The organism is Streptomyces sp. NPDC059003 (assembly GCF_042740445.1).
In the GTDB taxonomy this organism is placed as follows: domain Bacteria; phylum Actinomycetota; class Actinomycetes; order Streptomycetales; family Streptomycetaceae; genus Streptomyces.
In genome coordinates, this window is the sequence record NZ_JBHYJH010000237.1 from 1 (window position 1) to 10970 (window position 10970).

Here is a 10970-nt window from a genome sequence, read left to right on the forward strand (position 1 = left end):
CGGTGTCGCTGCACGCCACGAACCGCGGTGGGGTCCCCGAGGAGACGGCCCGGGTGGTCCGGGCCGCGTTCCCCAAGGGCAGCCTGGCCATTCGCATCCGCGACGAGTTGGCCGAACTGTTCTTAGATGAGCAGTTCGCCCAGCTATATCCGGTGAGAGGGAAGCCGGCATGGTCGCCGGGCCGACTGGCGCTGGTGTCGGTGCTGCAGTTCGCCGAGGGCCTCTCGGACCGCCAGGCCGCGGATGCGGTGCGCGGACGGCTGGACTGGAAGTATCTGTTGGCGCTGGAGCTGGAGGATCCGGGGTTTGATCACTCAGTGCTCACCGAGTTCAGGGACCGGTTGATCGCGGGGGACGCGGGGATTCACCTTCTGGACCGGGTACTTGAGGCTGCCACTACGCGTGGCCTGCTGAGAGCTGGCGGCCGGGCTCGCACGGACTCCACGATCGTGCTGTCCGCCGCGCGGCAGATCAACGGCTTGGTCCGCCTCGGTGAGACCCTGCGGGTGGCACTCAACAGCGCGGCAGCTCGTGAACCACGCTGGCTGGCTGACTGGACTCCGCCCGAGTGGTTTAACCGCTACGCGATCCGGTTCGAGGACTCCCGTCTGCCCAAGGGGAAGAACAAGCAGGCCGAGCTGATCGAACAGATCGGCGCCGACGGAATGAGCCTCCTTGCCGCCGTATACCTGCCGAACGCGCCCGCCTCACTGCGCCTGCTTGATCAGATGCAGACCTTGCGGCAGATGTGGATCCAGCAGTTCCTCGTGGACAATGGACAGGTCCGTCGCCGTGACCTCAAGGAACGCCCGCCCGGAGCTGAGCGGCTGGTGACGCCCTACGACACCGACGCGCGCGGCAGCATCAAACGGGGAACCTTCTGGGACGGCTACAAGGTGCACCTCACGGAGACCTGCGAGCCCGACAGGCCGAACCTGATCACGCACGTTGCCACGACGGACTCCACGGTCCCGGATGTGCGGCTGGTTGCTCCGATCCACGACCGTCTCGCCGAACGCGGTCTCCTGCCCGAGCGTCACCTGGTCGACTCCGGCTACGCGTCAGCCCGGGAAGTGGTGACCGCTCGCCGTGACCACGAGGTCGATCTGATGGGCCCGATCCTGGCATCCACCAGTTGGCAGGCCAGGGAGGGTGGAGGCTTCACCTTGGCTGACTTCACCATCGACTGGGAGAACTAGCGGGTCACCTGCCCCAACGGCAAGACCACATCCGACTGGAACGAGGGCCGATCCAGGCATGACACACCCGTCGTGCGTTCACGGTTCCCGATGACCACCTGCCGCCCCTGCGAGGTGAGGACGCAGTGCACCCGAGCCGAGGAGAAGTCGTTTCAAGGGCGCCGGGTCACATTCCGTCCCCGTGCTGAGCAAGAGGTCATCCAGCAGACCCGGGCCCGTGAAGGCACCCAGGATTGGAAGGACGAGTACGCGCGCCGAGCCGGGGTCGAGGGCACTATCTCCCAAGGCGTCCGAGCCCTCGGCCTGCGGCGATGCCGCTACTACGGCATCGCCAAGGCCAGGCTGCAGCATCAGCTCACGGCGACCGCGATGAACTTCCACCGGCTCAACGCCTGGTGGAGCGAAGTGCCCCGAGCGGGAACGCGAGCGTCACATCTGGCAGCCCTCCGGCCCGCCGAGTAGCACTCGACGGGCCGGATTCGCCAACGGTGTCGCCGTATCCGGGGGAGGCGACCCCCATGCGGTCCAGAGGTACCCAATCGCACCAGGCATAGGCGACCAGCCCTGCCGGTGGCAACGCAAGTCGCCTCAAGAGCAGGCGCGTTGCATGCGCTGACCTCGACGCTCGGGTCATGACGACCGCTCCGCAAGCCCCTGCCATCGCACTGCGGTTCTTGTCGCTGGAGATCACCACCCGATGCCAGCTCACCTGCCCCTCCCATTGCTACGCCCAAGCGGGGCCCACGCGCGGCCACGGCAGCATGACCCGCGAGGACTGGCACCGGATCATCGACGAAGCAGCCACCCTTGGCACGACGACCCTTCAGATGATCGGCGGGGAGCCTACCCTGCATCCGGACTTCACCGAGCTGGTCGAGCACGCCCTTAGGGCCAGCCTGCGCGTGCGTGTGTACTCCAACCTCGTCCGCGTGGGCGCCAAGCGCTGGCGACTCTTCGAGCACCCGCACCTCACCCTCGCCTGCTCGTACTACAGCGACGATGCCGGTGAGCAGGACACGATCACGGGGCGCCGCGGCTCGCACGCGGCAATGCTGCCCGCGCTCACCAGCGATATTCCGCACGGCCGCGGCGAGTTGGGCACCGCTCCAGTCCACCTCCGTCAGCAAGGCCCGCAGACGGGTGTTGGGCGTTTTCGGCATGTCCGCTCCGGGTTCCGGTCGGCCGGGCCGCCCCCGCCCGCAGTTCACAAACGCACAATCTTGCATCCAGTGCATCGCATCCACCGCCTCAGATCCCTGTGCGGCCCGGGCCCGGGGCGATGCACTGGTTGTACCCGGCACACGGTGCTGGGTTGCTCTTGGCCGCACCAGCCGCACCCCCAACTTGGCCCAGGAGGACAGATGGGCGGCCGCGGGAAAGCGGCTCATGTCCAGTCCGATCTCGGAGATGACCACGTGCGCGGACAGTGGGCTGAGCCCGGGGATCTCGCTCAGCCGTTGGACCGCCTCGTCGTACGGGGCGATCTCGGCGGCGATCCGGTCATCCAGTGCGGCGATGTCCGCATCGATGGCATCGACCCGGGCGAGCATCCGCCGCAGCAGGAAGGCGGTCGCCGAGGCGACGAACTCGACACTGAAGGTCTAGTACATCCACCGGCACCGCTTCCGCACCCGCGCCGAGGCCCGCATCAAGATCGCCACCTGGATCACCGGCTGGTACGACACCCACCGCCGGCACTCCGCCTGCGACTGGCTGTCACCCATCGACTACGAGAACCGACACACCACCACAGAACAGCAGCCTCAGACCGTTTAACGAAACCCTCCACACACAGAGGGGATGGAAACCACCATGGCTCCCCTCGAAGCCAATGCAGCCCCCAAACGGCCGTCGGCAATGACCAGACCCTTCCACGCATGGAGTTCGACCGCTGAAGAAGCCCTGGGTCACCAGAGCCCACATGATCACCCCCCGGCATTCCAGGGCTTGGACTGATGACAGCTCCATCCGCAGCAGCTTCGTCACCAGGCGATACCTCCCGCCAGGACTCCTGTAGAAGAGTGAGAACAAGGATGAAATATCCGCAGTCGATCCCCACGGCCCCCCCCCGCGTGGCCCCAGATAGGCCACTTGGTACCCATGGTGCGAGATCCATGGACCTTCTTGAAGTCGCTCCCCGCCCACGGAGAAGTGGTCCGCATCCGCCTAGGCCCCATGTCGGTGGCCGTGATCTGTGATCCGGAACTGACCCGTCAAGCCCTCGCGGATGACCGCGTCTTCGACAAAGGCGGCCCGCTTGCGGACCGCGCCCGGGAAGTCCTCGGTGACGGGCTCGGCATCTGCCCCCACCGCACGCACCGCCGGCTGCGGCGGCTGGCGCAGCCCGCCTTCCATCCCGGAAGGCTTCCTAGCTACGCGCAGACCATGACCGCCTGTATCGAAGAGGCAACCGGTTCTTGGAAGCCGGGGCAGACCCTGGATGTGCCAACCGAGATGATGACGTTGACCTCCCTAGTCACCACCGCCACCCTGTTCTCCAGCTCCTTGCCCACAGCCGCATACGGTCAACTCGTCAACGACACCAAGACCATCGCGAACGGGATTGTCCAACGGACGATGTTGATCTCGCCGCTGGACCGGCTCCCCACCCCAGGCAATCGCGCATTTCTGCTCGCGCGCACACGCCTACGCCAAGCCTGCGACCAGATCATCACCGAGCGGCGCGTCAGCGGCACTGACCGCGGCGACCTGCTCTCTGCCCTGATCGCAGCCCACGACCCGGCAGACAACAGCAACATGAGCGACGCGGAACTCAGCGGCACAATCCTCACGATCTTCCTGGCCGGAACGGACACCACCGCCAGCACCCTGGCATGGGCACTGCACCTGCTGGCCCGCCGCCCCAAGATCGAACAGAGGGTGCATGCCGAGGTCGACGCCGTCCTGCACGGAACCCCGGCCGCCTACGCCGCCCTGCCCCGCCTGGAGTTAACCCAACGCGTCATCATGGAGACACTCCGCTTGCACCCCCCGATTTGGTTCCTCACTCGCACGGTCACCCGGGACACCCGTCTGGGCGGGTACCGGCTACCCGCCGGCAGCAGCATCGCCTACAGCCCTTACCTCATCCACCGCAACGCCGAGCTCTACACCAACCCCGAACGCTTCGACCCTGACCGTTGGGACCCCAAGCACTCCCAACCGCCCCGCCACGCCTTCCTTCCCTTTGTCACCGGTGCCCGCAAGTGCATCGGCGACAGCTTTGCCATGATCGAAGCCACCCTCGCCCTTGCCACCATCACCGCCCGCTGGCGCCTGAAACACGTCCCGGGCCATCGCCCCGTCCGCCCTGCGCTGGGGGCGGTATTGGTGCCACGCGAACTACGCATGCAGGCAACGCCCCGTCACCCATGCGGCGTTTCATAGGTGGTCCTTGTTGCAACGCCGCACCGCAGCGGCATCAGCGCAGGTCGTGATGTTTCAGAGGACTTCTGGTTCACGAAGTTTATGGCTGATTGCGTTTTATGCGTCTCGCCAGGTTGGGGTGGTTTCGCCGGTTGCTCGTTTCGCGAGGTTCGAGATCATCGCGAGGCGGATCATGCTCTCGGAGTGGGCGGGTTGGTCTCGTAGTCGCGGGCGAGGCGGCGGTGCATCATGATCCACCCGAAACTGCGCTCTACCACCCAGCGCCGCGGGGTCACCGAGAAGCCTTTGACCTGGGTGTTCCTGGGGACGACGTCCTCGTCGATGCCGAGGGCGGCGCCGTGTTCGATGGCCTGGTTCTTGTAGCCGGTGTCGACCCATGCCTTGGTGACGGTGGGGTGGTTCGCGGCGAGGTGGGTGAGGAGCTGCTTGCTGGCCTCGTTGTCGGAGACGCTGGCGGCGGTGACCATGACCAGCAGCAACAGGCCGAGGGTGTCGACGGCGATGCTCCGCTTGCGGCCCACGATCTTCTTCCCGGCGTCGATTCCCTGGGTGCTCGTGGGCACGCTGGGTGCGGTTTTTGACGCTCTGGGCATCGATCGCGCAGGCGGTCGGCTCGGCCTTGCGTCCCTCCTGTTCACGCACGAGGCGGTGCAGACGGATGCCGAGCTTCTCGATGGTGCCGTCGGTGGTCCAGGCACTGAAGTGGGAGAAGACGGTGGTGTGCGCGGGGAAGTCGTGCGGCAGGTAGCGCCAGGGGATGCCGGTGCGGTTGACGTAGAGGATCGCGTTCATGACTTCGCGCAGGTCGGCGAGTTTGCCGCCGAGATTGAGCGAGGTCTTCTGCCGCTCGGCCCGCCAGGCGCTCAGCGTCGGCTCCGTCAACTCCCAGCGGGCATCGGACAGATCACTCGGGTAGGACTTGCGGGGCGGCGGCGTCGTCATGACAGTACTGATACGACCGTGAGTTGGCGCCCGTATATCGCTCGTCCGAGTGGCCGAGGAGGGCGATGACGTGCATATCCGAACCGGACAGGAGCTCTCGGGGCAGAACGGGACGACACGCGAGTCCCGCGGCGAGTGATGCCCCTCAACATTCGGAGTGAAAAGTATCAATAGGCCCACCTTGGACGGCCGACAAAACCGCCAAACCCGCACGTCAGCAGTATGAACGTCCTCTTAGAGTGCGGAACGTGAGCTCTTGTCCGTTTCATGGTTGAGGTTGGACAAGGTCCGCTGGCCATGGGCGCGGGAGGCGCTACCCCCGGTCGTGGACTCCAGCTCGTACCTCTGGCGTCGTCCTGGCCGGTGACGCATGGCTGGTCTCCGGCAGGGCTCCCTCGACGAGTTGAGGTGGCAGGTTCTGAGGATTGACTCGCCGAGGTTGAACCACTCCGTCCGTGGATACGGCTCTTGGCAACATCACGACGAAGGAGATCAGATGGGCTACATTCCCTGGTGGGTCAGTAGCGAGGCACGCAGGTTAGCAGAGGCCAAACGGGATGCCGAGGGCAACGGGGATGAAATGATCACAATCCCGGACTCTATCCTCTTCGACTTTGGGCCGGACAGAGAAACCGTCCTGGACTTCGAAGAGCTCCTTCCGGAGGTTGACTTCGTCGAGCTCTGGGAGTTCCTGGCCGAGTCCGGCGACACCGGCCCGCTGTACTGGTTCGCTGAGACGAGCTCCACCGGCCTCATCAGAAACGGACTGAAGCCCAACCATCGATTCTGCCTGGACACCAGCGGAGAACAGCTGACGATGCGGGCTAAAAACCGCGTCCTGTCCCTGAGATACATCGTCCACAGCCCGGACCGCGACGGCGAGACGCCCTCGCAGAGCTGACCTGATGGGGCGGGATCTTGCCCGGTCACCGCAAGCCCCGCCCCCGCCACCGTGCCAGCGGCCCCCGGCCTTGTTGCTCCCCGGGACAATTCTGAATAGTTGTCCGTTTCGCGGTTGAGATTGAGTGAAGACTGCTGGTGACCGGGTCGCGGTGCGGCTCAGGTGCCGGGCTGGGCGAACAGGCCGGGTTCGGGGTCCGTCAGGATGCCCCTGGTGACCAGGCGCTTCAGCGTGGAGCGGATGCCCTCGGTGTTCTTCGGGACGATCGGCAGGTCGAGTGCCTGGCACAGGTCGCGGGCCCGCATCGGCTGCCCGGCGTCGGCGAACGCGGCGAGGATCTGCTGGTAGGCGGGGTGATCGGGGACGTCGGGGTGGTCGTTCGTCGGCGGGTGCAGGGGCGGGGACGGGGAGCGTGAGGAGGGTCTTGCGCGTGACGCGCAGGTCCTCGCCCTCCGCTTCGAACTCGCCGAGCTGCGTGGTGAGTTCCTCAATACGTCCACGGAGTTGCCCCGCCTGTTCCGCCAGTTCGCGCTCACGCGCCTCGACGTACTCCAGGACAGACTTGACCTGACCCTATGAGGGCTGGGGCTTCCTCTCGTGGTGCGTTCGGAGCACCCTGCGGGTGGGGGAGCCGAGTCGGGGTCGGGAGGCCCGCGATGCAGGCTTACGTCGGGATAGATGTGCATCGCCGCCGGTCGCAGATCGCCGTGATGGACGAGGGCGGCCGGACGGCGGTGAACCGGAACGTGCCCAACGGGCGCGAGACGGTCCTGGGAGTGATCGGGGATCTGCCGGTGGGCACACCGGTGGCGTTCGAGGCTGCCTACGGCTGGGGCTGGCTGATCGAGCTGCTCCAGGACTACGGCTTCGAGCCGCACCTGGCCCACCCGCTGCAGTGCAAGGCGATCGCCTCGGCCCGGCTGAAGAACGACAAGGTCGACGCGGCCACCCTGGCCCACCTGCTGCGCACGGATCTGCTGCCGGAGGCGTGGATCGCGCCGTCCGACATCCGTGAACAGCGCGCGGTGCTGCGGCACCGGGCCCAGCTGGTGCGGCTGCGGACGCTGCTGCGCAACCGCATCCACGCGGTGCTCGCGGACCATGGCTGCGACCGGGGCGCCAGCTGCTGGAACCGGGTGGGCCGGAAATGGCTGGCGGCGTTGCCGCTGCCGGACACCGCCCGCGGCGCGGTCGCCGACCGGCTGGAGGTCATCGACGCCCTCCAGGTCGTCATCGACCGGCTCGATGCCGCGCTCGCCCAGTCGGCGAAGGCGGATGCGTGGGTCAGGGCGCTGACCGCGCTGCCCGGCGTCGGCCCGCTCACCGCCATGGTCATCGTGGCGGAGACCGGCGACATCCGCCGGTTCTCCTCGGCCCGCAAGCTCGCCTCCTGGGCCGGGCTCACCCCCACGGTCCGCGGCTCGGACCGCACCGTGCGCTACGGGCACATCTCCAAACAGGGCGATCCCTGGCTGCGCTGGATCATGACCCAAGCCGCGCAGACCGCCAAGCGCACCCCGCCCTACGCCGCGTGCTTCGAGCAGATCGCGCACCGCCGCGGCCGGAAGATCGCCACCACCGCGGTCGCCCGCAAGCTCCTCACCCACGCCTAACCCACCTGCTGCGCGAACTCGACGCGGCGCAGCCGCCGAAGGAGCCGTGCCCCACGGCATGACGACCACCCCCGAAGGACGGGACGACAAGCCCCGGGCGAGCTCGCGAAACTGCATGAGCCGGCCACGGCCGCGCTCGTTGACCTGAATGAGCAGCCCGGCCCCCGAAGGAAGGTCATGATCCGGCCCCGTCGGCCGGGATCGAATGGGTGCGTGCGAGTCTCCTCCGCACGACCAGCACTCGGGGGACCCACGGCCCGGCATCCCCGTACACAGCCGTGATCAGCCCGGCGCGGGCTCCCACAGCTCGTGCCGGGCCGGGGCATCGTGCGCCTTGACAGCCCCAGCCCTCATGGGTGCAGTGTCACTGTAATGGGCATAACTGTGACACGAAATGAGGTGCCCTGGATGCAATCTGACGGGGGCGTGGTGCTCACAGTGACCGACAGAAGCCGTTCTGTGCTGTTTGCGCTGACTATCCGTCATGCGGCTTCTAGGCTCCGGACATGGCACCTTATCCGGGGTCCAGGACACATGGGGCGGCGGACGCGGCGGAGCCCGCCACCGCGACCGCTCTCAGGCGGTGCGCCCCTTGTCGCCGAGCAGGCCGAGCAGCGCGGCTAGGTCGGCTTCCTCGTCGGACATGGCCATCACCTTCTCGATGGTGCCGCCCGCCAGCTCGTCGGCGAGGTCGAGCACCTGCAGGCGCAGCTCGCGCAGTTCGGCCAGCTGATCGTTCAGGGTCTGCAGCTTCGTCCGGCGCGACGGGCTGAGGTCGAGCTCGCCCCACTTGGCGGCCTGTTCCTCGAACAGGGTCAGGGACTCGTCCTGCTCGGTGAACACCTTCTTGATCCGCGCCACGGTGGCGTCGTCCAGGACGTGGGGCTTGTCGCGGGCTTCCTCGTAGGTGGCGAAGCTTTCGCGGGAGTCGGCGAGCCAGCCGCGGGTGTGGTCGATGAAGAATTCGAGCTTGCTGATGGGGTGCCAGATCCGCTCGGGCATGGCGCACTTCCCTTTCGTACGACAGCAGACCCGGCGACCCTTCCCCCGCCCGCACCCCACCGCTCGGGATCAGGACAAGGCCCCACCATCGTGCGTCCGGCCTGGTAGAGGGCGGCCACGATGGCGGCCGCGGCCGAGCGGCTGGAGCACCAGAGCCGGGCGCACCCGCCACGGCGATCGGCCACCGGACTCCGAGGGCAACTGACTGAGCGGCAGCGAAGGAAGGCGGCAGCCGGGCGCCCCTGCGCGCCGCCTCGGCATGGACCGGCCTGCATTGCCGGGCCGCGATGCCGGGGTCAGGGGCACCCACCGGCCCGCGGCCGACCCGCTGCCTCGCAGGAACCCGCACCCCGCCGCGGCCGGGGCGACGGCTACGGTCCGGCGATCAGCCAGAGGATCAGGGCGGCGTCGAGATCCTGCGAGAGCTGGTACACGATCGAGATGCCGCGGCCGCCGGTCTGTTCGGGCAGCAGCTCGATGACGTACGACTCCGAGCGGGGGGCGGCGTCGGGGAGGCCGCGGGCGTGGGCGGGGTCGGGGTCGTCCTCGAGGGAGGCGCGGACGGCCTCGACGGCGGCCTGCTCACTCGGCGACACGCCGTTGCGCAGGACCTGCTCGGCGGCGTCCGAGTAGAACGCGTGGCTCACCGGGCGCCCAGCTTCCGCTGCAGTTCGTCCTCGACGTCCGCTGTGGTGCGGGCGAGCGCGGCCATGGCCTTCGGGTCGTAGCGGATGAGGACCCGGTGGCGGTATGCCTGGGTGATCTCGCGGACCTGGGTGAGGTCGTCGAGGTCGGCCTCGGCCAGCTCGCTCTCGAACGCGGCCAGGTCGCCGGGGAACCCCCAGGTGCCGAGCGCGCTGCGCAGCTCGGCGAGTGTGAGCATGGGCGGGGTGAAGCGGTGGTGGTCGGGCTGTGCGGTCACGGTGGGGCCTCCTCGTCGCCGGTGTCGACGCTACTCGGCCCCGACGACCGGTTGGCGGGGTTTGGCAGCAAGGACGGCGCCGGTCACGGCGCGCTCTTCCACCGGCAGGAACCCGGCGGGCCGGGTGGCGCCCGGGTCCGGGGCCTGGCTGATGGCGGCCCTGAGCAGGGCCACGGTGTCGGCGGCCGCCGTCGCGCGGGCCGGGTCCTCCCCGTTGGTCTCCTCCAACAGCACGATGGCGGCCTGCAGTACACCGATGTGCACCGGCACTGTGCGGATCGCGGCGAGTGCGGCAGTGGCCCGGTCGGCGGCGGATGCCGGGTGCTCCTGGGGGATGAGCGCGGAGACGCCGCGGCCCAGGCGCGGTCACGGGGGGGAGACAGGAGGGGAGGCCACCAGGGGATTGTCTCTTGGCAGGTCTGTCCTGCGTCGCTCAGGTCAGGGTGGCCAGGGCCGCGCAGCACTCGTGGCGCCGTGACGGTTTGCGGTCAGCTGCCCGCAGGAGTACGGATCTTGACAGCCGGGAACACCCTGGATATCGGTTGCGGAGATCCGCAGGATTGAGGTTTCCGGTCGGAGGGGGTGCCGGGGTGGCGCAGTGTTTGGGGCCGGGGTGCGGGGAGCGGCTGCCGCGCGGGAGTGCGGCGGGCGGCCGCCCGCGTGAGTTCTGCGGCGAGCGCTGCAGGTCGGCCTGGAGACGGTTTCGGGAGCGGGTGCGGCAGGGCCGGGAGGCCCCGCTGCAGCGGTGGGCGGACGGGGCGGACGACCGGCACGTGCTGATGGCGAGCGCGTACGAGGTGGCAGCCACGTCGTGCAGACCCTGGAGCGGAAGGGCGCGATCTTCGTCGAGCGGACGGAGGAGGTCCCAGAGGGCTCCATCGTGATGTTCTCGGTGCACGGCGTGGCCCCGACCGTGCACGAGGAGGCCGCGACACGGAGCCTCGCCACGATCGACGCGACCTGCCCCCTGGTGACCAAGGTCCACAAGGAGGCCATCCGGTACG

Annotated in this window: 9 protein-coding genes and 5 pseudogenes; 7 read left to right on the forward strand and 7 right to left on the reverse strand. The window is 68.1% G+C overall.

The features are described from left to right. Positions 1-2 precede the first annotated feature (2 nt). Positions 3-1661 (forward strand): annotated as a pseudogene (locus ACFWZ5_RS41540) (IS1182 family transposase). Between the two features lie 170 nt (positions 1662-1831). Next, positions 1832-2125, forward strand: a pseudogene (locus ACFWZ5_RS41545) (radical SAM protein); the annotation flags it as partial. A gap of 471 nt (positions 2126-2596) precedes the next feature. Here ACFWZ5_RS41545 and ACFWZ5_RS41550 read toward each other — a convergent pair. Further along, a pseudogene (locus ACFWZ5_RS41550) lies at positions 2597-2749 on the reverse strand (IS110 family transposase); the annotation flags it as partial. Positions 2750-2807: 58 nt separating this feature from the next. On the opposite strand from ACFWZ5_RS41550, the gene ACFWZ5_RS41555 reads away from it, so the two are divergent. Both ACFWZ5_RS41555 and ACFWZ5_RS41560 read left to right on the forward strand, forming a co-directional pair. Then, a complete protein-coding gene (locus tag ACFWZ5_RS41555) occupies positions 2808-2975 on the forward strand; it encodes an integrase core domain-containing protein (RefSeq protein ID WP_384892339.1) in 168 nt (55 codons plus the stop codon). A 324-nt stretch (positions 2976-3299) separates the two neighbouring features. Continuing rightward, the gene (locus tag ACFWZ5_RS41560) at positions 3300-4586 is read left to right on the forward strand and encodes a cytochrome P450 (protein WP_384892316.1); all 1287 of its coding nucleotides are present in this window, start codon (positions 3300-3302) and stop codon (positions 4584-4586) included. Positions 4587-4682: 96 nt separating this feature from the next. On the opposite strand, the pseudogene ACFWZ5_RS41565 reads toward ACFWZ5_RS41560, so the two are convergent. Continuing rightward, positions 4683-5528: pseudogene (locus ACFWZ5_RS41565) on the reverse strand (IS5 family transposase). A 496-nt stretch (positions 5529-6024) separates the two neighbouring features. Between ACFWZ5_RS41565 and ACFWZ5_RS41570 the strand changes: the two are divergent. Continuing rightward, the gene (locus tag ACFWZ5_RS41570; RefSeq protein WP_384892319.1) at positions 6025-6429 is read left to right on the forward strand and encodes a hypothetical protein; all 405 of its coding nucleotides are present in this window, start codon (positions 6025-6027) and stop codon (positions 6427-6429) included. A 158-nt stretch (positions 6430-6587) separates the two neighbouring features. Here the strand turns inward: ACFWZ5_RS41570 and ACFWZ5_RS41575 are convergent, their stop codons facing one another. After that, positions 6588-6965, reverse strand: a complete 378-nt coding sequence (locus ACFWZ5_RS41575; RefSeq protein ID WP_384892322.1) for a hypothetical protein — start codon at positions 6963-6965, stop codon at positions 6588-6590. Between the two features lie 120 nt (positions 6966-7085). On the opposite strand from ACFWZ5_RS41575, the gene ACFWZ5_RS41580 reads away from it, so the two are divergent. Then, positions 7086-8042 carry an IS110 family transposase gene (locus ACFWZ5_RS41580; protein WP_384892325.1) on the forward strand — a complete coding sequence of 319 codons (957 nt, stop codon included), beginning with the start codon at positions 7086-7088 and terminating at the stop codon, positions 8040-8042. A 576-nt stretch (positions 8043-8618) separates the two neighbouring features. On the opposite strand, the gene ACFWZ5_RS41585 is transcribed toward ACFWZ5_RS41580, so the two are convergent. The 4 genes from ACFWZ5_RS41585 to ACFWZ5_RS41600 form a co-directional block, all read right to left on the reverse strand. Beyond that, positions 8619-9044 carry a hypothetical protein gene (locus tag ACFWZ5_RS41585; protein WP_384892328.1) on the reverse strand — a complete coding sequence of 142 codons (426 nt, stop codon included), beginning with the start codon at positions 9042-9044 and terminating at the stop codon, positions 8619-8621. Positions 9045-9415: 371 nt separating this feature from the next. Beyond that, positions 9416-9691: a hypothetical protein gene (locus ACFWZ5_RS41590; protein WP_384892331.1), complete on the reverse strand. Its 276-nt coding sequence runs from the start codon at positions 9689-9691 to the stop codon at positions 9416-9418. After that, positions 9688-9966 carry a hypothetical protein gene (locus tag ACFWZ5_RS41595; RefSeq protein ID WP_384892333.1) on the reverse strand — a complete coding sequence of 93 codons (279 nt, stop codon included), beginning with the start codon at positions 9964-9966 and terminating at the stop codon, positions 9688-9690. Before ACFWZ5_RS41595 ends, ACFWZ5_RS41590 begins: the two co-directional genes overlap by 4 nt. 30 nt (positions 9967-9996) lie before the next feature. Then, positions 9997-10230 carry a hypothetical protein gene (locus ACFWZ5_RS41600; RefSeq protein WP_384892336.1) on the reverse strand — a complete coding sequence of 78 codons (234 nt, stop codon included), beginning with the start codon at positions 10228-10230 and terminating at the stop codon, positions 9997-9999. A gap of 541 nt (positions 10231-10771) precedes the next feature. On the opposite strand from ACFWZ5_RS41600, the pseudogene ACFWZ5_RS41605 reads away from it, so the two are divergent. Next, positions 10772-10970, forward strand: a pseudogene (locus ACFWZ5_RS41605) (4-hydroxy-3-methylbut-2-enyl diphosphate reductase); the annotation flags it as partial.

What these genes read in the sequence shown, in the direction of transcription:
- ACFWZ5_RS41560 (WP_384892316.1), top strand. Translation starts at nt 3,300, where the DNA reads ATGGTGCGAGATCCATGGACCTTCTTGAAGTCGCTCCCCGCCCACGGA.
- ACFWZ5_RS41570 (WP_384892319.1), top strand. Translation starts at nt 6,025, where the DNA reads ATGGGCTACATTCCCTGGTGGGTCAGTAGCGAGGCACGCAGGTTAGCA.
- ACFWZ5_RS41580 (WP_384892325.1), top strand. Translation starts at nt 7,086, where the DNA reads ATGCAGGCTTACGTCGGGATAGATGTGCATCGCCGCCGGTCGCAGATC.
- ACFWZ5_RS41585 (WP_384892328.1), bottom strand. Translation starts at nt 9,044, where the DNA reads ATGCCCGAGCGGATCTGGCACCCCATCAGCAAGCTCGAATTCTTCATC.